Below are 23975 nucleotides of genomic sequence, written 5' to 3' on the forward strand. Positions count from 1 at the left end.
TTTCTGTTGTGGGAAGAACTCGTGAAGAGTGAGAGGAAGAGAGGGCCTTAGATCGCGATGGCGCGATCGGTCGGGGCGACCGGGGACGGGAGTTCGGTGTCGCCCTCGAGGAAGCGGTCCACGGCGGCTGCGGCGGCGCGGCCTTCCGCGATGGCCCAGACGATGAGGGACTGGCCACGACCGGCGTCGCCGGCGACGAACACGCCGGATTCGCTCGTCTGGTAGTCGGCATCGCGTTCAACGTTTCCACGCTCGAGCGGAAGGCGCAACTGGGACTCCAGGGCGTCGCTCTCCGTTCCCGTGAATCCGAGGGTGAGAAGCACGAGATCCGCCGGGATCTCCCGCTCGGTGCCGGCCTTCGGAACGCGACGCCCGTCGAGATATTCGGTCTCCGCGACGCGGATGGCTCGAACCTCACCGGCGTCGTTGGAGAGGAATTCCACGGTGGACGCGAGGTAGACCCGTTCTCCACCCTCTTCGTGTGCACTCGACACCTCGAAGAGCGTCGGGGACATGGGCCAGGGCTGGTGCTCCGGACGTTCGTGGGGCGGCTGGAGTCCGATGGCGAGGTTCGTGACGGAGAGTGCCTGCTGGCGGTGCGCCGTGCCGATGCAGTCCGCCCCGGTGTCGCCGCCACCGAGCACGACGACATGCTTTCCGTCGGCGGTGAGCTGATCGACGATCACGTCGCCGGCGCCCACTCGGTTCTGCTGAACGAGGTAGTCCATGGCGAAGTGCACGCCGGAGAGGTCTCGCCCGGGGATGGGGAGGTCGCGCGGCTTCAGCGCACCGGTGGCGACCACCACCGCGTCGTACCGCGCTCGCAGCTCATCCCAGGGGATGTCGACGCCGATGTTGACACCCGCCCGAAAACGGGTGCCCTCGGCCTGCATCTGCTTGAGACGGAGCTCGATATGGCGCTTCTCCATTTTGAAGTCCGGGATGCCGTAACGCAGGAGACCGCCGATGCGGTCGTCCCGCTCGAAGACAGCGACCGTGTGACCGGCACGCGTGAGCTGCTGGGCCGCGGCGAGGCCGGCGGGGCCGGATCCGACCACCGCGACGGTCTTTCCGGTGAGGCGCTCGGGGGGATGCGGCTCCACCCAGTCGTTGGCGAAGGCCTGATCGATGATCGCGACCTCGACGTTCTTGATGGTCACTGCGGGCTGGTTGATCGCGAGCACGCACGAGGACTCGCAGGGGGCGGGACACAGCCGACCGGTGAACTCGGGGAAGTTGTTCGTGGCATGGAGTCGCTCGATGGCCTGTCGGCCCTCTCCGCGCCAGGTGAGGTCGTTCCACTCCGGGATGAGGTTGCCGAGCGGGCAGCCATGGTGGCAGAACGGGATGCCGCAGTCCATGCAGCGACCAGCCTGCTTGCGCACGGTTGCCGCATCGCCCTGCTCGTAGACCTCTTTCCAGTCCATCAGTCGCAGCGCGACCGGACGCCGCGCGGGCAGCTCCCGCTCGCGCGTCTTCAGGAATCCCTTGGGATCAGCCACCGGTTACCTCCATGATCCGAGACCAGACAACATCCCCGTCGGGGTCGAGCCCCTCTTCGACCGCGGTCGCGCGCGTCGCGATGACCGCGGCGTAGTCGCGGGGCAGAACCTTGACGAACCGGGCCATCGACTCGTCGAGGTTCGCGAGCATGCGGGCCGCGACCGCGGAGTCCGTCTGTGCGAGGTGCTGCCGGAGCAGGTCGGTGACGATCTCGACATCGCCCGCGCCCAGCGGCAGCAGTTCGAGCTCGCCAGAAGCGAGGGCATCGCGGTTGACCCGCTCGGGTGCGAGGTCGAAGACGTACGCGGTACCGCCGGACATGCCCGCGCCGAGGTTGCGCCCAGTGCCTCCCAGGATCACAGCGAGGCCTCCGGTCATGTATTCGAGGGCATGGTCACCGACTCCCTCGACGACGGCGGTCGCGCCCGAGTTGCGCACGAGGAACCGTTCGCCAACGATGCCGCGGAGGAACAGGCTCCCCTGCGTCGCTCCGTAGCCGATCACGTTGCCGGCGATCACGTTGCGCTCGGCCGGGAAGCTGCTGTTGCGGTCGGGGCGCACGATGATCTGTCCCCCACAGAGACCCTTGCCGACGTAGTCGTTGCTGTCCCCCTCCAGTCGCAGGGTGATGCCGCTCGGCACGAACGCCCCGAAGGACTGCCCGGCGGTTCCGCGCAGGGTGATGTCGATGGTGCCGGTCGGGAGGCCGTTCTCCCCGTGACGGAGCGTCACCTCGTGGCCGAGCATCGTGCCGACTGCACGCTCGGTGTTGCGGATCGGGAGCGAGATAGCGACTGGCTCTCCGCTCTGCAGCGCGGCCTCGCTCTGCCGGATCAGCTCCACATCGAAGTGCTTGTCGAGCTCGTGCTCCTGCTGGGAGACATTGGATCGCGGTTCGTCCGCACCGAAGACAGGTCCGTCGAGGATCGGCGCGAGGTCGAGCCCATCAGCCTTCCAGTGCTCGATCGCCCGGTTGACGTCGAGCAGCTCGGAGTGTCCGACCGCCTCTTCGATCGAGCGGAATCCGAGCTCGGCGAGGTACTCGCGCACCTCCTGAGCGAGGAATTCGAAGAAGTTCACCACGAACTCCGGCTTTCCGGTGAAGCGCTTGCGCAGCTCGGGGTTCTGGGTGGCCACGCCGACGGGGCAGGTGTCAAGGTGGCAGACGCGCATGAGGATGCACCCGGAGACCACGAGCGGGGCGGTGGCGAAGCCGTACTCTTCGGCTCCGAGCAGTGCCGCGACGATCACGTCACGACCGGTCTTCATCTGGCCGTCGACCTGCACGACGACGCGTCCGCGCATTCCGTTGAGCATCAGCGTCTGCTGGGTCTCGGCGAGGCCGAGCTCCCAGGGCGTTCCCGCGTGCTTCAACGAGTTGAGCGGGCTCGCGCCGGTGCCTCCGTCATGGCCGGAGACCAGCACGACGTCCGCGAGGGCCTTAGTGACACCGGCGGCGACAGCTCCGATGCCCGACTGGCTCACCAGTTTGACGTGCACCCGGGCATCCGGGTTCGCGCGCTTGAGGTCGAAGATCAGCTGCTTGAGGTCTTCGATCGAATAGATGTCGTGGTGCGGCGGCGGGCTGATGAGGCCGACGCCGGCGGTGGCATGGCGGGTCTTGGCGATCCAGGGGTAGACCTTGTTCGACGGCAACTGGCCGCCCTCACCGGGCTTCGCCCCCTGTGCCATCTTGATCTGGATGTCTGTGGCATGCGTGAGATACATGCTGGTGACGCCGAACCGACCGGACGCGACCTGCTTGATCGCGCTGCGGCGCTGGGGATCGAGCAGGCGCGCGGTGTCCTCGCCGCCCTCCCCCGTGTTGCTCTTGGCTCCCAGGCTGTTCATCGCGATGGCGAGTGTCTCGTGCGCCTCGCCGCTGATCGAGCCGTAGCTCATGGCACCGGTGGAGAACCGCGTGACGATGGATGCCACGGACTCCACCTCGTCGATCGGCACGGCCGGGCGTACGCCATCGCGCAGGGAGAATAGTCCGCGGAGCGTCATCAGGTGGGTGGCCTGCTCGTCCACGAGTTTCGTGTACTGACGGAAGATGTCGTAGCGCCGTGACCGCGTAGCGTGCTGCAGCTTGAAGACCGTGTCCGGGTTGAAGAGGTGGGGCGGGCCCTCGCGGCGCCACTGGTACTCCCCGCCGATGGCGAGCCGCTCGTGCGCGTTGATGGCGCCGTCCTCCGGGTAGGCGGCAAGATGGCGCGACGCACTCTCCGCGGCGATCACGTCGATGCCGACGCCACCCAGAAGGCTCGAGGTACCGGTGAAGTACTGGGCGACGAAGGCCTGGTCGAGTCCGACCGCCTCGAAGGCCTGGGCGCCTGCGTAGGAGCCGACCACGGAGATGCCCATCTTCGACATGATCTTGAGCACACCCTTGCCGAGGGCCTTGATCAGGTTCTTCACGGCCTTCTGCGCATCGATGCTGGAGATCATGCCGCTGCGCACGAGCTCCTCGGCGGACTCCATGGCGAGATATGGATTGATCGCCGAGGCACCATAGCCGATCAGGAGCGCGACATGATGCACCTCCCGCACGTCCCCGGCCTCGACGATGAGCCCGACCTTCATGCGGTTCTCGGCACGGATGAGGTGGTGATGGACCGCCGCGAGCATGAGCAGGGACGGCACCGGGGCGAAGTCCTTATTGGAATCGCGATCCGACAGCACGATGAACAGCGCGCCGTCGGCGATGGCGGTATCGACCTCGTCGCACATGGCGGCGATGCGCTGCTCCATGGCTTTCGGACCCTGGTCGACGCGGTAGAGACCCTTGATCGTGCGGGTGGGGTTGAAGGCCTGGCGAGAGGACTTCGGCGCGATGTGCTGGATCTTGGCCAACTCGTCGTTGTCGATCACCGGGAAGTCGAGGATCACCTGGCGCGCGTGCTCCGGGGTGGCATCCAGCAGATTCCGCTCTGGGCCGAGGCCGAGCTTGAGCGAGGTGACGACCTCCTCGCGGATGCTGTCGAGGGGCGGGTTCGTCACCTGGGCGAACTGCTGGGTGAAGTAGTCGAAGAGCAGGCGGGGTCGCTTCGAGAGCACGGCGATCGGCGTGTCGGAGCCCATGGCACCGAGAGGCTCTGCGCCGTTCTCCGCCATCGGCTTCAGAAGGATCCGCACCTCCTCCTCGGTGTAGCCGAAGGTGCGCTGGCGACGGGTGACCGAGGCGGGGGTGTGAACGATGTGTTCGCGCTCGGGCAGGTCCTTGAGGTTGATGCGACCGCTCTCCAGCCAGGCGCCCCAGGGCTCGGATGCCGCGAGCTCGCTCTTGATCTCGTCATCTTCGATGAGGCGTCCGGCCTCGGTGTCGACGAGGAACATCTTGCCGGGACGCAACCGGCCCTTCCGCACGACCCGCTCGGGGGCGATGTCGAGAACACCGATCTCGCTCGCGAGCACGACGAGACCGTCGTCGGTGACGAGGTAGCGGCCGGGGCGGAGTCCGTTGCGGTCGAGCGTTGCCCCCACGAGCGATCCGTCGGTGAAGACGAGGGCGGCCGGGCCATCCCACGGTTCCATGAGCATCGAGTGGTACTCGTAGAAATCGCGCCGCGCGGGGTCGATGTCCAGCTGGTTCTCGTAGGCCTCCGGCACCATCATCATCATCGCGTGCGGCAGCGACCTGCCCCCGAGGTTGAGCAGCTCGACGACCTCGTCGAAGGACGCGGAGTCGCTCGCCCCCGGCGTGACGATGGGCAAGATCGGCGCGAGGTCGCCGAGCAGTTCAGACTCCAGCTGCGACTGACGGGCACGCATCCAGTTGCGGTTGCCCTGCACCGTGTTGATCTCACCGTTGTGGGCGATCATGCGGAATGGCTGCGCGAGCGGCCACGACGGGAAGGTGTTGGTGGAGTAGCGCGAGTGCACGAGGGCGAGCTTCGACGCGAAGCGCTCGTCGGAGAGGTCGGGATAGAAGGGCTCGAGCTGGAGCGTGGTGACCATGCCCTTGTAGACGATGGTGCGGCAGCTCAGGGAGGGGAAGTAGGCGTTGAGTTCCCGTTCGGCCCGCTTGCGCAGCCGGAACGATTGGCGGTCGAGGGCGATGCCCCGCACCGGCGCACCCGCGGAGCCGAGCGTGCTCGACAGGAAGACCTGCTCGAAGAACGGCATCGCCTCACGTGCGAGGTTTCCGAGCCCATCCGGACGCACCGGGACTTCGCGCCAACCGAGCACCGTGAGGTGCTCCTGCTCGGCGAGGGCCGCAAACTCCTGCTTGATCGAGGCGCGCTCGTCGGCGTCGACCGGCAGGAACGCCGTGCCGGCGATGTACTCGCCGACGGGCGGGAGCGAGATGCCGGAGACCGCGCGGAAGAAGGCATCCGGAATCTGCGTGACGATGCCGGCGCCGTCACCCGTTCCCGCGTCCGACCCGATGGCACCGCGGTGCTCGAGGTTGCGAAGGGCGCCGAGGGCGAGGTCGATGATGTCGTGCCCGGCGGTACCCCGCAGGGTCGCGACCATCGCGAGACCACAGGCATCCTTTTCGCGGCGCGGGTCGTACATCCCGGTCGCGGCGGGAGCGGTGCTGAAGCGGGAGAAAGCTGGCGTGAGTGCCATGGTGAAACCGTCCTCACGAAGTTACGTCGGCAGGTGGGACGGCGGCGGCCCGAAGAGTTGAAGCCCGAGATGATTGCGATACTCAGACGCTGGGGTGCGGCGCCCGACCTTCGATGCCGTAATTCACGGCATTTTTCCGGTGAGACTTCAGGGTATTACGACTTCAGGCGGGTGCCGCTTGTGACGGACTTCCCGCTTGTTGCGGCGCCGCCCTGAGGAGCGGATACCGTTGCCGATTCGGAGTGCGAGTAGTTGTCGAGATCGGCATCGTTGTCGGTCTCATCGTATTCCGAGTAGGTGTCCGCAGAGTCTACCGCAGCCGTCGGGGACCACTGCCGACCGGGCACATAGGCGCTGGGCTCGAGGCCGGGGTGGCGACGCGATTGCACGACGAAGATGATCACACCGACAAGGATCGCCCCCCAGGCCGCCCAGATGTTCGTGCGCACCCCCAGGAAGATCAGGCTGGGGTCGATGCGGATCGACTCGAAATAACTGCGGCCGAGGCCGTACCAGATCAGGTAGACAGAGAGCGTCTTGCCCCACTGGAGGGTGAACTTCTTCGACAGATACAGGATCACCAGCACGCCGGCGACGTTCCAGATCACTTCGAAGAGGAACGTCGGCTGGAACAGCGTTCCCGCCGGGAGCCCCGCGGGGAATGCCGGGTTGGACTTCTCGATCTCGAGGCCCCACCACGCGTTCGTCGGCACACCGTACAGCTCGTGGTTGAAGTAGTTGCCGAAGCGGCCGAAGGCCTGAGCGAGCAGGAGGCCGGGCGCGAGGGCATCCGCGAAGGTCCAGAACCGCACGCCGGTCATGCGGCAACCGATGTAGACACCGATCGCTCCGCCGATGAGCGATCCGAAGATCGCGATTCCGCCCTCCCAGATGTAGAGGATGTGCAACATCTTCTCGGCAGAGCCGAAATAGTCGTCGGGATGGGTGACGACATGGAAGATGCGCGCGCCGATGATGCCGAGCGGCACCGCCCACAGAGCGATGTCGAGCACCACACCGGACTCCGCGCCGCGCGCCTTGAGCCGCTGGTTGGTGAGGATGGTGGCGGCGATGATGCCGACGAGGATGCAGATGGCGTAAGTACGGATACTGAGATTCGGGGAGACGAAGGTCAGGCCGAGGCTGTTGAGCCATTCGCCGAGGTGGATCGCCTGCCAGGCTTCGCTCGGGCTGGGGATGCTCAGGGGAATAACCACTTTTCGAGGGTGCCTTTCGTACTGACGCTGGAGTGCTGCGTGAGTGTGATGCTGGAGTCTCCGGCCTCGACCGCGGGGGAAGACCTAGCTAAGCGTACCGGTCGCGAGGTGCGCGGCCGTCGCCGCGACGGCGGACACCCCGCCATCGGCGAGAGCCTTCACCAGGGCGGAACCGACGATGGCGCCATCCGCGTACTGGATCACCTCACGCACCTGCTCCGGGGAGGAGATGCCGAGACCGACGCAGGTGGAGGTCGCCCCCGCGTCGCGGAGGCGGGCGACGAGGGTCTTCGCCGCGACATCCACATCGCTTCGAGCACCGGTGATCCCCATCGTCGAGACGGCGTAGACGAAGCCCCTGCTGCGCTCGACGGCCTGCTCGAGCCTGGTCTCGGTGGACGAGGGAGCGGCGAGGAACACCCGGTCGAGCCCGGTGCGACTGGATGCTGCCAGCCAGTCGCGCGCTTCGTCGGGAATCAGGTCCGGGGTGATCAGCCCGGCACCACCGGCGGCGACGAGGTCGTCGGCGAACCGTTCGACGCCGTACTGCACCACGGGGTTCCAGTACGTCATCAGGAGCACCGGAACGTTCGTGCGGGCCGTGATCTCCGCGATCGCTTCGAATCCGTGGCGCAGCTTGAAACCGGAATTGATGGCAGTGAGGGTAGCGGCCTGGATGACCGGGCCATCCATCACCGGATCGGAGTACGGCAGGCCGAGCTCGATCACGTCGACGCCGTTCTCGGCAAGGGCGACGGCGGCCTCGATGCTGGTGCGCAGGTCGGGGAATCCCACAGGGAGGTACCCCACCAGTGCGCCGCTACCGGCCGCCTTTCGCGCGGCGATGACCGCTTCGACCGTACTCAGGCCGGCGCTGCTCGCAGTCGCGGTGCTCACGCGTTATCCCCGGTCGAGCCGGCCTGCATGGCGAGCTCCCCCACGGCCTCGGCCGTGAGGGCCTCGGTGTCGAGGATGTCGAAGTACTTGCCGGCCGTCTCCATGTCTTTGTCCCCGCGACCACTGAGGTTCACCAAAATGGTCGCGTCCGGGCCGAGCTCGAGCCCGAGCTTGATCGTGCCGGCGAGGGCATGCGCCGACTCGATGGCCGGGATGATCCCCTCGGTCATCGAGAGTAGCCGCATGGCAGACATCGCCTCGTCATCGGTGATCGGCAGGTAGGACGCGCGCCCGATGTCGTTGAGCCAGGAGTGTTCCGGGCCGACGCCCGGGTAGTCGAGGCCGGCGGAGATCGAATGGGATTCCACGGTCTGGCCGTCTTCGTCCTGCAGGAGATAGGTGCGGGTGCCGTGCAGCACGCCGGGGCGACCGCGGGTGATAGTTGCGGCATGGCGTTCGGTGAGGTGGCCCTCTCCGGCGGCCTCGTAGCCGTAGAGCGCGACACCGGGGTCGTCGAGGAAGGCGTGGAAGATCCCCATCGCGTTGGACCCCCCGCCGACGCAGGCGGTGACGGCATCCGGAAGCGCGCCGGTGAGCTCGAGCACCTGGGCCCTGGCCTCCTCGCCGATGATCTTGTGGAAATCGCGCACCATCACGGGAAAGGGATGCGGCCCCGCGACGGTACCGAGCAGGTAGTGGGTGTTGTCCACGTTGGCGACCCAGTCGCGCAGTGCCTCGTTGATGGCGTCTTTGAGCGTTCGGGAACCTGCGGTCACGGGGATGACCTCGGCGCCGAGAAGGCGCATCCGTGCCACATTGAGCGCCTGGCGCTCGGTGTCGACCTCACCCATGTAGACGACGCAGTCCATGCCGAACAGCGCGGCGGCCGTGGCGGTCGCCACCCCGTGCTGGCCGGCGCCGGTCTCCGCGATCAGGCGGGTCTTTCCGAGTCGACGCGCGAGCAGAGCCTGCCCGAGCACGTTGTTGATCTTGTGCGAGCCGGTGTGGTTGAGATCCTCGCGCTTGAGGATGATGCGCGCACCGCCCGCATGGGCCCCGAACCGGGGAGCCTCGGTGATGATCGAGGGGCGACCGGTGTAGGTGCGGTGAAGCTCGGCGAGCTCCTCCTGGAACAACGGATCGGTCTTGGCCGCCGTGTAGGCGGCATCCAACTCGTCGAGGGCCGCGATGAGCGATTCCGGGACGAAACGTCCGCCATACTCGCCGAAATACGGGCCGAGTTCATCACGCAGTGCCATGGATCTACAACCCTTGCTCGAGATTGACTAGTTACCGAGGAATTCTGCCAGTGTTCGCACCGGATCTCCTGTGACCAGCGCCTCGCCCACCAGCACGACGTCCGCCCCGGCTTCCCGGTAGTGCGCGACATCCGCCGCAGACTTCACGGCGGACTCCGCGACCCGGATCACGCCGGAGGGGATCTGCCCGGCGAGCGTGCCGAAGAGGTTCTGGTCGAGCTCGAAGGTGGAGAGGTCTCTGGCGTTGACCCCGACGAGGCCGGCACCGATGTCGAGGGCCCGGGACACCTCGTCGGCGCTGTGGGTCTCCACCAACACCGCCATGCCGAGTTGGCGGGTGAGTTCGAAGAGTTCGGTGAGTGTCGCCTGGTCGAGTGCCGCGACGATCAGCAGCACCAGGTCCGCCCCCGCCGCGCGGGCTTCGAACACCTGATAGGGCTCGGCGATGAAATCCTTGCGAAGCACGGGCACCGTCACCGCTGCCCGCACCGCTTCGAGATCGGCGAGGGATCCACCGAACTTGCGCCCCTCAGTGAGAACGCTGATCGCGCTGGCGCCCCCGGTCTCATAGGACACGGCGAGTGCAGCCGGGTCGGGGATGTCCGCGAGAGAACCACGAGACGGGCTTGCCCGCTTCACCTCGGCGATGATGCGCACGCGAGACGCCGGGGCGAGCGCCGCGAGGGCGTCGATCGCCGCCGGGCGGGCGAGGGCTGCGGCTTCGACTTCGGCGAGGGTGCGCAGGGCACGGCGCTCCGAAGCATCCTGGATGGCCCCGGAAACGAGATCGGCGAGCACCTGAGTCAGTGGCCCTTCGGGGTGTACTTCGCGCCGTAGACGCCGTAACCCATGCGCTTCATCACGAAACCGACGATGATGCCGACGAGGAGCAGCCCGACTGAGGCCCAGACCATGAACTGCACGTCGAAGAAGAACGCGATCGTGCCGATGCTGAACGCGACAAGCATGATGATCACGGCAGTCCAGGCAGCCGGGGAATTGCCTTCGCCCGGCTCGGGGAATTCGTCGCTCACAGGTCTCCTTCGTGGGTGTTCAGCACACAGTCTATCGCGAGGGGCGATGCCTCTACCGCGAGGTCGGGTCGCTTCCGCCGCTCAGCGTGTCCCAGTCCGAGACGGCGTGGGCAGCGGCATCCTCTGGCTCGGAATCGTCGCCGCCCGAGCCCGCTTCGGGATCCTCGAGAACGACGGGCTGGCGATACCGCCCGGATGAGCCGGGCCAGCGCCTGCCGGTCACCAGCACGACCACTCCGAGCACGGCTGTGAGGATGCCGACGGCGATGGCGATCACCGGATAGGCGGACTGCGACACCGCCGTGACGAGTGCGGCGATCGACTTCGAGCCGCCGACACCGGTGACCGCGGAGATGGCCGCCTCCGATGCGTGCACCGGATTCGACACCGCGAGGATCGCCGAGAGCGCGACCGTGAACCCGATGACGACCTGGAGCACACCGAGCACGACCCGGAAGAGGGGGCCGGACATCGCGAGAGCTGCCACAAGGGCGAGGCTGGCGAGGGCGAGGGCGATGAGCGCCGGGGCCGCGACATCGCCGGTGACGCTGAGTACGGGATGCCCGGTTGCCGACTCGCGCAGAGTGAGCGAGAACCATTCACCGGTCCAGGTGAGCAGGGTGAGACCGCTCAGCACGATCGCCGCGAGCAGCGTGACGTTCTTCAGCCGACGGGGTGACATGGCCTACTGCACTCGCCGCATCGCGTTGGCGATGGCGACCGCCCGGAGCGGAGCGGCAGCCTTGTTCTGCGATTCGAGGTATTCGCTCTCTGGATCCGAATCCGCGACGAGGCCGGCGCCGGCCTGTACCCGCGCGATCCCTCCCGAAATCGTGGTGGTGCGGATCGCAATGGCGAGATCGAGATCCCCCGCGAAACCGAAATACCCGACCACTCCCCCGTACAGGCCGCGCTGGGCGACCTCGAGCTCGTCGATGATCTCCAGCGCCCGCGGCTTCGGCGCACCGGAGAGGGTACCGGCCGGGAAGGTCGCGCGGAACACATCGATCGAATTGGCCGTCGACCTCAGGTCGCCCTCGACGGAGGAGACGAGATGCATGATGTGACTGAAACGCTCCACCTGCATGAATTCGCTCACCTCGACGGTGCCCGGGATGCAGACCTTGAGCAGATCATTGCGGGCGAGGTCGACGAGCATCAGGTGCTCCGCCCGTTCCTTCGGGTCGGCGAGCAGTTCGTCCGCGAGGGCGAGATCCTCTTCCGGTCCGATCCCCCGCGGGCGGGATCCGGCGATGGGGTGCATGTACACCCGCGAGTTCTCCACCTTCACGAGCGCCTCCGGGGAGGATCCCACGATGGAATACGGCTCGCCCTCCGCCGTCACCAGGGACAGCAGGTACATGTAGGGGCTCGGGTTGAGGGTGCGCAGCACCCGGTAGACGTCGATCGGGTCGGCGGTGATCTCGTGGTCGAAGCGCTGGGAGATCACGACCTGGAAGACATCACCGTCGCGGATGAATTGCTTCGACTTCTCGATCGCCTCATGGAAGATCGGGGCCTCGATGCGCGGCACGGCCGCCGCCGGCGTCGACAGGTCGACCTCTGCGAGCCAGGCCTCCGCGGGCTGCGCTATGCCGGCCTGCATCCGATCGAGCCGGGACTGGGCGGCGGACCACAGCTCCTCGGTGGCATCCACCCCGTCGTTGAGCACCGTTGCGATGAGCAGCACCGTTCCGGTGCGGTGATCGACGACCACGAGCTCTGACACGAAGCTCAGTGCCTGCCCGGGGAAATCGAAATCGGCCGGGGGACGGTTGGGCAGTCGCTCGATCTGGCGGATCGCCTCCCAGCCGATGAAGCCGACGAGACCACCAGTGAGGGGAGGATGACCGGGAACGTGAGGGGTGCCCCAGCGTTCGTAGAGATGTGCGAGAGCCGCGAGCGGGCCCGTCGGACATTCGCTGCCGAGCGCGCGCTCGGCGGACAGCCCATAGTCGAGCCAGACCGCGACATCCGCCCCGGACTCATCGACGGACTGGGTGAGCACCCCGAAACTGGACACCCCGATGAAGGAGAACCGCGACCAGATGCCGCCCTGCTCGGCCGATTCGAGCAGGAAGCTGCCCGGTTCGCCCTTCGCGAGTTTGCGGTAGATGCCCACCGGAGTCTCGCCGTCGGCGAAGAGCTCGCGGATCACCGGCACGACACGATGGCCGTCGAGCAGCGATTCGAACTGTTCGCGGCTGGTGGTTTCACTCATGCGCAGTACCTTCCGTCGCCTCGAGCACCACCGGGTCGAGGGGGTCCACATCGAAGCAGGCGTGCGCCCCCGTGTGGCAGGCGGCTCCGACCTGCTCCACCTGCACGAGCAGGGTGTCGGAGTCACAGTCGAGTGCGGCACCCCGCACGTACTGGCGGTGACCGGAGGTGTCCCCCTTGCGCCAATACTCCCGGCGCGAACGGGACCAGAAGGTCACACGCCCCTCGGTCAGCGTGCGGCGCAGCGCCTCCGCATCCATGTAGCCGAGCATGAGCACCTCGCGGCTGTCCCATTGCTGGATGATCGCGGGCAGAAGGCCGTCGCTGTCGAAACTCGCCCGGGCGAGCACGGCGTCGATCGAGGGGTCGAGAGGTGCAGTTCCGCTCGGTGCGGTGTCGATCTGTGGGGTGTCCATCGCGCTCAATTCCTCACCAGGATGCCGGCCTCGGCGAGTCCCTGTTTCACGTCGCCGACGGTCAATTCTCCGTTGTGGAAGACGGATGCTGCGAGCACGGCATCCGCGCCGGCCACGATCGCGGGCGCGAAGTGTTCGATCGACCCGGCTCCTCCGCTGGCGATCACGGGCACCCGGCTGATCTCCCGCATGGCGGCGATCAGCGGCAGGTCGAAACCGTTCTTGGTGCCGTCCGCGTCGATGGAGTTCACCAGCAGCTCCCCGGCGCCCCGTTCGATCGCCTCGATCGCCCAGGCGAGCGCATCGATGTCGGTCTCGGTGCGGCCACCGTGAGTGGTGACCACCCATCCGCTCGCCCCGCGAGTGGACCTCTTCACGTCGAGGGACAGAACAAGGGCCTGGGCCCCGAAGCGATCGGCGATCTCGCCGAGGAGGGCAGGACGGGCGATCGCGGCGCTGTTCACGCCGATCTTGTCCGCCCCATGGCCCTGAAGGCGGGCGACATCCTCGACGGTCCGCACACCGCCGCCGACGGTGAGCGGGATGAACACCTGCTCTGCAGTCGCTTGCACCACGTCGTACATCGTGGCGCGATCATCGACGGTGGCCGTGACGTCGAGAAAGGTGATCTCGTCCGCACCCTGCTCGTAGTAGCGGCGCGCGAGCTCCACGGGATCCCCCGCGTCACGCAGATCGAGGAAGTTGACGCCCTTGACCACCCGGCCGGCCGCGACGTCCAGGCACGGGATCACACGCACCGCGACAGGCACGGTCAGATCCGCGCCGCGTGAATCGGGCCGACCAGGATGGCACGGGCACCGAGTTCGTAGAGTCGATCCATGACCTGGTTGGTGTCCTCCTTCGGCACCATCACTCGCACGGCCACCCAGTCGCTGTCTCGCAAGGGCGAGACCGTCGGCGACTCGAGTCCCGGGGTGATGGCCGAGGCCGCCTCGATCAGCCCGATCGGAAGGTCGTAGTCCATGAGCACATACTGGCGGGCGACGAGCACGCCCTGGAGACGGCGTTGGAGTGTGGTGATTCCCGGCAGGCCGGTCTTCGCGCTGATCAGAACTGCCGAGGATTCGAGGATGACCGGGCCGAAGATCTCGAGGCCCTGGGCGCGCAGTGTCGATCCGGTCGAGACGACGTCGGCCACGGCATCCGCCACCCCGAGCTTCACGGCAGATTCGACCGCGCCATCGAGTTTGACGAGCTCGGCAGTCACTCCGTTCCGGGCGAGGAAATCGCCCACGAGACCGGGATAGCTCGTTGCGACACGGACTCCCTCCAGGTGCTCGAGGGTCGAGAAGGCACCGGCCGGGCCGGCGAAACGGAACGTGGAGGCCCCGAAGTCGAGACTGGCGATCTCGACGGCGGTCGACCCGGAGTCGAGAAGCAGGTCGCGCCCGGTGATCCCGACATCGAGTGCGCCGGATCCGACGTAGGTGGCGATGTCACGGGGACGCAGGAAGAAGAACTCCACGTCGTTCCGGGGGTCGGACAGGTTGAGCGCGCGCGGATCGCGACGGCCGGCGTATCCGGCCTCGGACAGCATCTCGGCGGCGGTCTCGCTCAGGGAACCCTTGTTGGGCACTGCGATTCGCAACATGGTGGTCTCTTCAGGTGAGGGTGACGGTGGACGGAGGGCAGGACTCACAGATGTCGGTAGACATCCGCCGTGGTCAGGCCCTTCGAGATCATGAGCACCTGAAGGTGATAGATCAGCTGGGAGATCTCCTCCGCCGTCTCGTCGAGAGACTGGAATTCCGCCGCCATCCACACCTCGGCGGCTTCTTCGACGATCTTCTTACCGATGGCGTGCACTCCGGCATCGAGTTCGGCAACGGTGCCAGAACCCTCGGGGCGCGACACCGACTTCTCGCTGAGCTCAGCAAACAGGTCGTCGAACGATTTCACACCTGCAAGGCTACCGGGTGCTGGCGGATGCCACGGGCTCGAGCCGCACGATGACCGCCTTCGACACCGGGGTGTTGCTGCCGATCGCCGCGCTGGCCAGGGGCACCAGCACGTTGGCCTCGGGAAAGTACGCGGCGGCACAGCCCTTCGCCGTCGGGTAGGACACCACCCGGTAGTTGCGAAGATACCGGTCGGGCTCCCCCGGCCACTCGCTCGCGATGTCCACCCTCTGGCCGTCTTCGAGCCCGAGCTCCGTGAGGTCTTCCGGGTTGACGAACACGACGTCCCGGCCGTTCTTGATGCCGCGGTAGCGGTCGTTCAGGCTGTAGATCGTCGTATTGAACTGGTCATGCGAGCGGAGGGTCTGCAGGATGAGCCGGCCTTCCGGGCGCTCGAGCGGCTCGAGTTCGTTGACCGTGATCATGGCCTTGCCGGTCTCGGTGTCGAAACTGCGGGTGTCCCGCGGCCCGTTCGGCAGGATGAATCCGCTCGAGCGACGCACTTTCTCATTGAAGTCCTCGAAGCCCGGCACGACCCGCGAGATGTGCTCGCGGATGCGGTCGTAATCGGCCTCCAGCCCATTCCAGTCGATCGGCCCGGAGTCGCCGAGCACGGCGGTCGCCAGTCGGGTGACGATCGACACCTCGGAAAGCAGGCCCGGCGCGACAGGAGGCACGCTCCCGTGGGTGGCGTGCACCGCGCACACCGTGTCTTCGACGGAGAGGAATTGCGGGCCTGACTTCTGCAGGTCGAACTCGGTGCGGCCGAGGGTCGGCAGGATCAACGCCTCCGACCCGATCACCGCGTGGGACCGGTTGAGTTTGGTCGACACCTGCACCGTGAGATCGCACCCCCGCATCGCGGCTTCGGTCGCCTCGGTGTCGGACAGTGCGGCGACGAAGTTGCCTCCGAGGGCGAAGAAGACCGAGACTTCGCCCTTCTGCATCGCGGCGATCGACTTCAGGGCATCCATGCCGTGCGGCCGCGGGGGTGAGAATCCGAACTCCGCCTCGATCGCATCGAGGAATGGAGGCTTCATCTGCTCCCAGATGCCCATGGTGCGGTCGCCCTGCACATTGCTGTGTCCGCGGATCGGGGAGGCCCCGGCACCCGGTTTGCCGATGTTGCCCCGCAGCAGAAGGAGGTTGATGATCTCCTTGAGCGTGGCGACGGAGTTGCGGTGCTGGGTGAGCCCCATCGCCCAGGAGATGATCACCCGGTCGGAGGAGAGATAGCGGTCGGCCAGTTCATCGATCTCTGCGGCGTCCAGTCCGGTCGCCGCGAGAACCTCCGCCTCATCGAGATCCGCAAGGTGCGCGGTGAATTCCGCCAGGCCGGAGCTGTGCTTCTCGAGGAAGTCGTGATCGAGCACGGTGCCGGGCTTCGCCGCCTCGGCGTCGAGCACGCGCTTGGACAGCGCCTGAAGCAGCGCCATGTCCCCTCCCGATCGGATCTGCAGGAATTGGTCGGCGAGAGTGGTGCCCCGACCCACGATTCCGCGCACCTTCTGCGGGTTCTTGTAGCGCATCAGCCCGGCCTCTGGCAGCGGGTTCACCGCCACGATCTTCGCGCCGTTCTTCTTCGCATCCTCGAGAGCGGTGAGCATCCGCGGATGATTCGTGCCCGGGTTCTGGCCGAGGATGATGATCAGGTCGGCCCGTTCGAAATCGTCGTAGGCGATCGTGGACTTGCCCACCCCGATCACCTCGCCGAGGGCCAGGCTCGTCGACTCGTGACACATGTTCGAGCAGTCCGGCAGATTATTGGTTCCGTAGGCACGCGCGAAGAGCTGGTAGACGAAAGCCGTCTCGTTGGCGGTGCGCCCGCTCGTGTAGAACACGGCCTTGTCCGGCGAATCGAGTGCGCGCAACCGCTCGCCGAGCAGGGAGAACGCCTTCTCCCACGAGATCGGCTCGTAGTGATCGGCTCCCGCCGGCTTGTAGACGGGCTCCGTGAGCCGCCCCTGCATCCCGAGCCAGTACTCCGATTTGGTCAGGAGGTCCGACACGGAGTTCTCGGCCCAGAAGCTGGTGGGAACGGTCACCGGCGTCGCCTCCCAGGTGACAGCGCGGGCGCCGTTCTCGCAGAACTCGAGAGTCTTGCGCTTGTCGGGATCCGGCCAGGCGCAACTCATGCAGTCGAACCCGTCTTTCTGGTTCATCGAGGTCATGAGCTTCGCGGTGCGCGTGAGACCGAGCTGCACGATGGCGGGCTCCATCGAGTGGTAGATCGCCGGGAGCCCGACGGCCCAGTCCTCGGGAGGGGAGACCTCGAGATCCGGATAGTCGTGGCCCGGGTTCAGGGATTCCGTGGACTCTGGCTTCTTCGTCATTTCGCTGCTACCGCCTCATCGAGCTTCGTGGCTGGAGTGTCTGTGCCGAGCCGGTGCTCGCCGCTGTACACGACCATGGATGGTCCGCGCAGGAAGCCGACGACAGTCATCCCCACCTCGCTCGCCAGTTCGACGGCGAGGGACGAGGGCGCAGAGACCGCGGCGAGCACCGGGATACCCGCCATCGACGCCTTCTGCGTGAGTTCGAAACTCGCTCGCCCGGAGACCATCAGCACCATGCCACGCAACGGCAGGAGGTTCTGGGTGAGCGCCCAGCCCACCACCTTGTCGACCGCATTGTGCCGACCGACGTCTTCGCGCAGCACCAGCATCTCGCCGGTGGCGCCCTCGAACAGTGCGGCAGCATGAAGCCCCCCGGTCTTGTCGAAGACGTCTTGCCCGGCGCGCAGGCGGTCGGGGAAAGTCGCAAGCAATTCCGCATCCACCACGAGCGGGTCGTCGGCGACGGTGAACGCGGAGAGGGTCCTCACCGCATCGATGCTGGCCTTGCCGCACAGTCCACAGGAACTCGTGGTGTAGAAATTGCGTTCGAGGCTGGGGTCCGGCGCCGGTACGCCGGCGCCAAGCGTGACATCCAGCACGTTGTAGGTGTTCTCGCCGTCGACAGTCGCTCCCGCGCAATAGCGCGCCGCGGCGAAGTGGTCGCCGCTCGAGACGACCCCTTCGGAGACGAGGAATCCCGCCGCCAGGTCGAAGTCGTGGCCCGGCGTGCGCATGGTGATGGCGAGGGCCTTGCCTCCCACCCGGATCTCCAGCGGCTCCTCGACGGCGAGCACGTCTTCGCGCCGCACCGCCCCCTCTCCCAGCGTGATGCGGGTGACCCTTCGCCTGACCGTGATTCTGCCCATACTCTCGAGTATCCACCCGTCTCACGGAGGTGCTGTGATCCACACGCGAATTGCAGGTACCGACCGGGGCGGTGCCCGCGACCTAGAGTTGAACGCATGATCTTCGACGCCATCGTGCTCGCCGGTGGGCGGGCTTCCCGACTGGACGGCGTCTCGAAGCCCGAGCTAGAGGTCGAGGGCAGGTCCTTGCTCGCCCGCGCCCTCGACGCGGCATCCGGTGCCCGGCGCCGCGTGATCGTCGGCACGCCTTCCGAGATACCTCCGGGTGTGATGGTCGCCCGGGAGTATCCGGCCTTCGGCGGCCCCGCCGCGGCGATCGGAGCCGGCGTCCTGGCTCTCACCGCCGCGCCCGCCGGTCGAGGCCCTCTCGGGTTGGCGTCCCCCGACAACCTGCTGGTGCTCGCGAGCGACCTTCCGCACAGCGCGAAGGCCGTGGTCGAATTGCTCGCCCACGTCGATGACGGCACGGACGGAGTGCTCGCGATCGACTCCGGAGGTCGCCGACAACCCCTGCTCGGCCTCTACCGGTACGGGCCTCTCAGCGCGGCGGTGCGGGCGCAGGACCTCACCGGTCTCTCGGTTCGCGCGCTGGTCGACTCACTCGACCTCGCCGAGATCCCGATGCCGGAAGGTGCGACCGACGACATCGACACGTGGGCGGATGCCGCGCGTTTCGGCATCGCGCAGCGTGCGGCACCAGCGGAGCCCGCCGACAGGAAAGGACAGCCCATGAGCGATCGAGACGACGAGGCGATGCGCGCTGCGCTGTCGGAGTGGAGCAATCGACTCACCGCGGCCCTCGGCCTCGAAGCGATGGAGGTCGACATCGACGCCGTGCTCGCGCTCGCCGGAACCGCGGCGCACGCACTGCTCCGCCCGGCAGCACCGCTCACGACCTACCTGGTCGGCTATGCCGCCGGGATCGCTGCAGCCGAGAAGGGCGCGGCGGACGCCGATGCCGCCTTCGGCCGGGCCGTGGCGATAGCGACGCACCTCGCGAAATCCGAGGGACGGTGATCGCGGATCTCCCCGGCGCACAGCCCGGCCTCCCGCTCGCCCACGACTGGCATGCGGCTCGCGGTGTCGCGGCGACCGCGGCATCCGCGCTCCGATCCGAGACGGTGCCGCTCGAGGCCGGGATCGGACGCATTCTCACCAGGGACCTGCTGGCGCTGAGCGATGTGCCGCACTACGCGTCCTCGGCGATGGACGGCTGGGCGGTCAGTGGCACCGGTCCCTGGCGCCTCACGGGCGAGTCGACGCTCGATCCCGGGTTCGCCGCGACGATCGTCACCGGCGGCCTGGTGCCCCCGGGCGCCGATGCCGTGCTCCGAAGCGAGAGCGGCATCGTCGCCGAAGCTGTGCTCGCGTCGACCTCGTCCACAGGCGAGCCCCATCCCGGACAACACATCCGGATGCCGGGACGGGAGGCCCGCTGCGGCGAGATCGTCGTCTCGGCGGGAACGCTGCTCAACCCGGCGCACATCGCTCTTGCGGCAGGCTGCGGGCACGATCGTCTCGACGTGATCCGACGCCCGCGGGTGCTCCTGCTTCTCACCGGGGACGAGGTCGACGAGCACGGTATCCCCGGTCCGGGTCGGGTGCGCGACAGTTTCGGTCCCCAGCTGCCCGGCGTTCTGAGGATGCTCGGCGCCGAGGTCGTCTCTCAACAGCGCGTGCGCGACGACTTCGCCGCGACAGTCGAAGGGCTTGAGGAGCACTCGGGTTCCATCGACGTGGTCGTCACCACCGGCGGCACCGGTGACTCCGCCTCGGATCACCTGCGTGCCGCGCTGCGGTCCCTCGACGCGGAGTTCCTTGTGCACCGGGTCGCCATGCGCCCGGGAGGACCGACGACGCTCGCCCGGATGCCCGACGGCCGCCTGGTGCTCGGTCTACCGGGCAACCCTCTCGCCGCGATGATGGGACTCCTCACCCTCGCGGTACCGCTCCTGGCCGGTCTTCAGGGGCGCGCCTCCGCGCTCGGCCGGGTGGAGTCTGCGGATCGGATCGAGGGACGCGACGCCTCCAGCATCCTCGTGCCATTCCGCACCGTGGACGGACGGGGCGTTGCGAACCCGTGGCTCGGCTCCGGCATGATGCGCGGGCTCGCGGATGCCGATGGAGTACTCGTGGTCCCCCCGGGTGGCGTCGGCGCCGGAGACCGGGTAGAGACCGTCCCACTGCCCTGGCGATGACGCGCGCGCCACGCCAGGGCATCCGCCCTGCCCGCGGGACAGGGCGGAATGCCGGGTGTTCTAGCTGACGCCGAGCAGGTCGATCACGAAGATCAACGTGCGGCCGGAGAGCCGGTGGCCGGACCCCGCTGCGCCATAGGCGAGGGCGGGAGGCACGATCAGCTGGCGGCGGCCGCCGACCTTCATGCCGGGGATGCCCTCTTGCCAGCCGGCGATGAGGGAGCGCAGCGGGAAGTCGACGGACTGTCCGCGGCTCCAAGAGGAGTCGAACTCCTCGCCGGATTCGAAGTCGACGCCGAGGTAGTGCACGTCGACCTTGTCGCCGGTCTTCGCCTCGTCCCCGGTGCCGACCTCGATGTCGATCGACACCAACTCGGCGGGCGCGTCACCCTCGTAGAACTCGATTTCTGGCTTGGTCTTGTTGAACTCAGTCATGGGTCAATTCAAGCAGAGTCGGCGAGCCCGCCCGTTCAGTGGGAGTGTGCGGATGCTGCCGCTCGCAGCAGCGCGATCTGTTCGACCGGCTCCCCCACGTTGAACACACTCGAGCCGGCGACGAAGGTGTCTGCTCCGGCCTCGGCGGCGATCTCGATCGTGTTCACCGTGATGCCGCCATCCACCTGCAACCAGACATCGAGACCGGATGCCGCGACGGCGGCGCGAAGAGCGACCAGTTTCGGCATCGTCGCGTCGATGAACGACTGGCCGCCGAAGCCCGGCTCCACGGTCATCACGAGCACCTGGTCGAACTCGGGAAGCAGCTCGAGATACGGCTCGATTCCCGTGCCCGGCTTCACGGCGATCCCGGCTCGGGCGCCGATAGCGCGAAGGCGCCGCGCGAGGCCGACGGCATCCGCCGCCGCCTCGGCATGGAACGTGACCGAGTAGGCGCCGACCTCGGCGTAACCGGGAGCCCAGCGGTCGGGATCGTCGATCATCAAATGGATGTCGAGCGGCAGGGGCGAGACCCGCTGCAGGGATTCGACCATGCGCGGACCGAACGTGAGATTCGGCACGAAATGGTTGTCCATGACGTCGACGTGCACCAGGTCGGCGGTCGCGATGCGACCGAGCTCGTGCTCGAGGTTCGCGAAATCAGCGGTGAGGATGCTCGGATTGATTCGTACGGTCACCTGCGTCAGCCTAGACGGAGCGCTGCGGCGCCGGGGATCTCGACGAGCTGTGAGTCAGGCCTCGGCGGCTGGGGCCTTCTCCAGCAGGCAGATGAACATGGCGTCGGTGCCGTGTCGATGGGGCCAGAGTTGCACGTGCCCGTCGTCGGCCGAGTCGCCAAGGTCGAGCTCGCGCTTGGTGACAGCCGCGAGCACGGCGACGGTGTCGACCCGAGAGACACCGGGGCTGCGGCGCAGAACCGTCTCCACGACGACCTTCGTCTCGGCCAAGTGCGGCGAACAGGTGACGAAGGCGAGGATCCCGCCGGGCTTCAGAGCGGCGAGCCCGGACTCGAGAAGCGCGATCTGCAGCCCCGTGAGGTCCGCAACATCGCTCGGCTGCTTGCGCCAGCGCGCCTCCGGGCGGCGACGGAGCGCACCGAGCCCGGTGCAGGGAGCATCGAGCAGGATGCGGTCGAACTGCTGCGGCATCCGGTCGCCGAAGAGCGTGCCATCCTGCACCAGAACCTGCGGAGGATCGGGAAATACGGCAAGCGCCTTGCGCACCAGCTCGGCACGCGCGGGGGTGATCTCGTTCGCGACGAGAATCGCCCCGCCCTCACGGGCTTCCGCGGCGAGCAGCGCGGCCTTGCCTCCCGGCCCCGCGCACAGGTCGAGCCAGCGCTCTCCCGCGACCACCGGACGGGCGCGACTGAGGGCAAGGGCCGCGAGTTGCGATCCCTCGTCCTGCACGCGGGCGCGCCCCTCGTGTACCGCCGGCCAGAGGGCGGGGTCTCCCCCGTCACTCACCGCCGCGACCGGCGAATACTTCGCCTTCTGGGTTCCCCTGATCTCGGAGATCGTCGCGAGTCCCGGAAGAGCGACCAATGACACCCGCGGGGCGAAGTTGTCGGCGATCAGCAGGTCTTCCAGGTCCTCCTCCCGGCCCTCCGCCGCAAGGGCCTGGCGGAACGCGCGCACGATCCAGAGCGGATGCGAGTGCTCGAGCGAGAGGCGTTCGTCGTCGTTTCGCGGCTTCGCCATCACCCGGTCGTGCCAGGCCGATGGCTCGCTCCGCGTGATGGTGCGCAAGACTCCGTTGACGAAGCCCGCGGCCGACCGGGATCCGACCTCTTTGGCGAGGGAGACGGCCTCATCGACCGCCGCATGCTGCGCCACGCGCATCGACAGCAACTGGTGCGTTCCCAGCCGGAGCACGTCGAGGATGGGCGAATCGATCTCCTCGGTGGAGCGCCCGGCGGCGAGCTCGATCACCGCGTCGTAGTAGCCCTGCTGACGCAGCGTGCCGTAGGTGAGTTCCGTCGCGAGGGCGGCATCCTGCGGGTTCAGGCGAGCACGCTCGAGCTTCACCGGCAGCAGGAGGTTGGCGTAGGCATCCGTCTCGCGCACCGCCATGATCACGTCGAGGGCGATCCGCCGGGCGGGCTGCACGCGGGACGGGGGCTCTGGCGTGCGGGAACCGCGGGCCGGGCGACGGTCGCTCATCGCGCCACCGTTCCGGATCCGGCCGGGCGACCGCGCCACCAGTCGGCGGCCTTCATCGGCTTCTTGCCGGCCGGATGGACCGACACCAGCTCGAGCGGATCGCTCGCGCTGCCCACCAGTACCCGTCCGTCACGGAGTTCGAGCTGGCCGGGGGCGAGGGACGGCTGATCGCGCACGATCGCCGCCTCGAGGATCTTGACGCGCACATCGTCGACCTGGGTGAAAGCCCCGGGCTCCGGGGTGACCCCGCGCAGGCGATCGAACACCGTGGAGGCGTGCTCGGCGAAGTCCAGTCGGGCGTCGGCGAGCTCGAGTTTTGGCGCGAGAGTCACGTCACCGACCTGGGGCTCGGCCCGTGCGATGCCGTCCGCGATCGCATCCACCACCCGCACCAGCAGCTCCGCGCCGCTCACCGCCAGCGAGTCGAGCAGATGCCCGGCGGTTTCGTGGGCGCCGATCGCCTGGGTGAACTGGCCGAACACGTCACCGGCATCGAGTTCGGGCACGAGCTGGAAGACGGAGGCCCCCGTCACCTCGTCACCGGCGATGATCGCCCGTTGCACCGGCGCCGCGCCACGCCACCGGGGCAGCAGCGAGAAGTGGAGGTTGATCCATCCGAGCCGGGGCACCGAGAGCAGCGGCTCGCGAACGAGGCCGCCGTAGGCCACGATCACTCCGAGGTCTGGTCTGATGGCCGTGACCTCGGCTGTCGCGGGTCCGGCAAGACGGTTGACCCGGATGATGGGCAGGCCGAGTTCTGCGGCGGCGGAGGCCACCGCGGTCGGGGTGAGTTGCCGGCGACGTCCCTGGGGGGAGTCATCACGGGTCAGAACCGCGGCGACCTCGTGGCGACTCGCCGTGAGGGCCTGCAGGCTCGGCACAGCGGCCGCCGGGCTTCCGGCGAAGACGATGACCAG

21 protein-coding genes are annotated in these 23975 nt (G+C 67.6%); 2 read left to right on the forward strand and 19 right to left on the reverse strand.

Features of this window, described 5'->3' with window-relative positions:
• Positions 1-47 precede the first annotated feature (47 nt).
• From F1C58_RS08050 to fdhD, 15 genes are all read right to left on the reverse strand, one after another.
• Positions 48-1502, reverse strand: a complete 1455-nt coding sequence (locus F1C58_RS08050; protein ID WP_185203884.1) for a glutamate synthase subunit beta — start codon at positions 1500-1502, stop codon at positions 48-50.
• Positions 1495-6078, reverse strand: coding sequence for a glutamate synthase large subunit (gene gltB, locus F1C58_RS08055; RefSeq protein ID WP_185203885.1), 4584 nt, complete (start codon positions 6076-6078; stop codon positions 1495-1497). The genes F1C58_RS08050 and gltB overlap by 8 nt, the downstream gene beginning before the upstream one ends.
• A 155-nt stretch (positions 6079-6233) precedes the next feature.
• A complete protein-coding gene (gene lgt / locus F1C58_RS08060; RefSeq protein WP_370543695.1) occupies positions 6234-7295 on the reverse strand; it encodes a prolipoprotein diacylglyceryl transferase in 1062 nt (353 codons plus the stop codon).
• An 84-nt stretch (positions 7296-7379) separates the two neighbouring features.
• The gene (gene trpA / locus F1C58_RS08065) at positions 7380-8192 is read right to left on the reverse strand and encodes a tryptophan synthase subunit alpha (protein ID WP_370543696.1); all 813 of its coding nucleotides are present in this window, start codon (positions 8190-8192) and stop codon (positions 7380-7382) included.
• On the reverse strand, positions 8189-9451 hold the full coding sequence (trpB, locus tag F1C58_RS08070) for a tryptophan synthase subunit beta (protein WP_185203886.1): 1263 nt from the start codon (positions 9449-9451) through the stop codon (positions 8189-8191). Before trpB ends, trpA begins: the two co-directional genes overlap by 4 nt.
• A 27-nt stretch (positions 9452-9478) precedes the next feature.
• Complete coding sequence (gene trpC, locus F1C58_RS08075; protein WP_185203887.1) at positions 9479-10249, reverse strand: indole-3-glycerol phosphate synthase TrpC; 771 nt, start codon at positions 10247-10249, stop codon at positions 9479-9481.
• A 5-nt stretch (positions 10250-10254) separates the two neighbouring features.
• Positions 10255-10485 carry a DUF6704 family protein gene (locus F1C58_RS08080; protein ID WP_185203888.1) on the reverse strand — a complete coding sequence of 77 codons (231 nt, stop codon included), beginning with the start codon at positions 10483-10485 and terminating at the stop codon, positions 10255-10257.
• Positions 10486-10537: 52 nt separating this feature from the next.
• Positions 10538-11167, reverse strand: coding sequence for a Trp biosynthesis-associated membrane protein (locus F1C58_RS08085; RefSeq protein ID WP_185203889.1), 630 nt, complete (start codon positions 11165-11167; stop codon positions 10538-10540).
• Between the two features lie 3 nt (positions 11168-11170).
• Positions 11171-12706 (reverse strand): anthranilate synthase component I, encoded by a 1536-nt coding sequence (locus tag F1C58_RS08090; RefSeq protein WP_185203890.1) that lies wholly within the window; start codon positions 12704-12706, stop codon positions 11171-11173.
• Positions 12699-13121, reverse strand: coding sequence for a phosphoribosyl-AMP cyclohydrolase (gene hisI / locus F1C58_RS08095; protein ID WP_185203891.1), 423 nt, complete (start codon positions 13119-13121; stop codon positions 12699-12701). The genes F1C58_RS08090 and hisI overlap by 8 nt, the downstream gene beginning before the upstream one ends.
• Before the next feature lie 5 nt (positions 13122-13126).
• Positions 13127-13891: an imidazole glycerol phosphate synthase subunit HisF gene (hisF, locus tag F1C58_RS08100; RefSeq protein WP_185203892.1), complete on the reverse strand. Its 765-nt coding sequence runs from the start codon at positions 13889-13891 to the stop codon at positions 13127-13129.
• 2 nt (positions 13892-13893) lie between these two features.
• Positions 13894-14733 carry an ATP phosphoribosyltransferase gene (gene hisG, locus F1C58_RS08105; RefSeq protein WP_185200647.1) on the reverse strand — a complete coding sequence of 280 codons (840 nt, stop codon included), beginning with the start codon at positions 14731-14733 and terminating at the stop codon, positions 13894-13896.
• 44 nt (positions 14734-14777) lie between these two features.
• Entirely contained in the window at positions 14778-15041 is a 264-nt protein-coding gene (locus tag F1C58_RS08110) for a phosphoribosyl-ATP diphosphatase (protein WP_185200648.1), read from the reverse strand.
• A 10-nt stretch (positions 15042-15051) separates the two neighbouring features.
• Positions 15052-17373: an FdhF/YdeP family oxidoreductase gene (locus tag F1C58_RS08115; protein ID WP_185200649.1), complete on the reverse strand. Its 2322-nt coding sequence runs from the start codon at positions 17371-17373 to the stop codon at positions 15052-15054.
• Entirely contained in the window at positions 17370-18242 is an 873-nt protein-coding gene (gene fdhD, locus F1C58_RS08120; RefSeq protein ID WP_185200650.1) for a formate dehydrogenase accessory sulfurtransferase FdhD, read from the reverse strand. Before fdhD ends, F1C58_RS08115 begins: the two co-directional genes overlap by 4 nt.
• Positions 18243-18338: 96 nt before the next feature.
• On the opposite strand from fdhD, the gene F1C58_RS16965 reads away from it, so the two are divergent.
• Both F1C58_RS16965 and F1C58_RS08130 read left to right on the forward strand, forming a co-directional pair.
• Complete coding sequence (locus tag F1C58_RS16965; RefSeq protein ID WP_185200651.1) at positions 18339-19259, forward strand: DUF6457 domain-containing protein; 921 nt, start codon at positions 18339-18341, stop codon at positions 19257-19259.
• On the forward strand, positions 19256-20440 hold the full coding sequence (locus F1C58_RS08130; protein WP_185200652.1) for a molybdopterin molybdotransferase MoeA: 1185 nt from the start codon (positions 19256-19258) through the stop codon (positions 20438-20440). Before F1C58_RS16965 ends, F1C58_RS08130 begins: the two co-directional genes overlap by 4 nt.
• 60 nt (positions 20441-20500) lie before the next feature.
• Here the strand turns inward: F1C58_RS08130 and F1C58_RS08135 are convergent, their stop codons facing one another.
• The 4 genes from F1C58_RS08135 to fmt are packed head-to-tail and all read right to left on the reverse strand — an operon-like array spanning position 20501 to position 23975.
• Complete coding sequence (locus F1C58_RS08135) at positions 20501-20875, reverse strand: FKBP-type peptidyl-prolyl cis-trans isomerase (RefSeq protein ID WP_185200653.1); 375 nt, start codon at positions 20873-20875, stop codon at positions 20501-20503.
• Between the two features lie 35 nt (positions 20876-20910).
• Positions 20911-21573, reverse strand: coding sequence for a ribulose-phosphate 3-epimerase (gene rpe / locus F1C58_RS08140; RefSeq protein WP_185200654.1), 663 nt, complete (start codon positions 21571-21573; stop codon positions 20911-20913).
• Between the two features lie 54 nt (positions 21574-21627).
• Positions 21628-23058 (reverse strand): RsmB/NOP family class I SAM-dependent RNA methyltransferase, encoded by a 1431-nt coding sequence (locus F1C58_RS08145; protein WP_185200655.1) that lies wholly within the window; start codon positions 23056-23058, stop codon positions 21628-21630.
• The gene (fmt, locus tag F1C58_RS08150) at positions 23055-23975 is read right to left on the reverse strand and encodes a methionyl-tRNA formyltransferase (protein WP_185204062.1); all 921 of its coding nucleotides are present in this window, start codon (positions 23973-23975) and stop codon (positions 23055-23057) included. The genes F1C58_RS08145 and fmt overlap by 4 nt, the downstream gene beginning before the upstream one ends.

This window comes from Glaciihabitans sp. INWT7 (assembly GCF_014217685.1).
In the GTDB taxonomy this organism is placed as follows: domain Bacteria; phylum Actinomycetota; class Actinomycetes; order Actinomycetales; family Microbacteriaceae; genus Lacisediminihabitans.

Coding starts and splice junctions, on each gene's coding strand:
- gltB (WP_185203885.1), bottom strand. CDS start 6,078: ATGGCACTCACGCCAGCTTTCTCCCGCTTCAGCACCGCTCCCGCCGCG.
- trpB (WP_185203886.1), bottom strand. CDS start 9,451: ATGGCACTGCGTGATGAACTCGGCCCGTATTTCGGCGAGTATGGCGGA.
- F1C58_RS08085 (WP_185203889.1), bottom strand. CDS start 11,167: ATGTCACCCCGTCGGCTGAAGAACGTCACGCTGCTCGCGGCGATCGTG.
- F1C58_RS08090 (WP_185203890.1), bottom strand. CDS start 12,706: ATGAGTGAAACCACCAGCCGCGAACAGTTCGAATCGCTGCTCGACGGC.
- hisI (WP_185203891.1), bottom strand. CDS start 13,121: ATGGACACCCCACAGATCGACACCGCACCGAGCGGAACTGCACCTCTC.
- hisG (WP_185200647.1), bottom strand. CDS start 14,733: ATGTTGCGAATCGCAGTGCCCAACAAGGGTTCCCTGAGCGAGACCGCC.
- F1C58_RS08115 (WP_185200649.1), bottom strand. CDS start 17,373: ATGACGAAGAAGCCAGAGTCCACGGAATCCCTGAACCCGGGCCACGAC.
- fdhD (WP_185200650.1), bottom strand. CDS start 18,242: ATGGGCAGAATCACGGTCAGGCGAAGGGTCACCCGCATCACGCTGGGA.
- F1C58_RS16965 (WP_185200651.1), top strand. CDS start 18,339: ATGATCTTCGACGCCATCGTGCTCGCCGGTGGGCGGGCTTCCCGACTG.
- F1C58_RS08135 (WP_185200653.1), bottom strand. CDS start 20,875: ATGACTGAGTTCAACAAGACCAAGCCAGAAATCGAGTTCTACGAGGGT.
- F1C58_RS08145 (WP_185200655.1), bottom strand. CDS start 23,058: ATGAGCGACCGTCGCCCGGCCCGCGGTTCCCGCACGCCAGAGCCCCCG.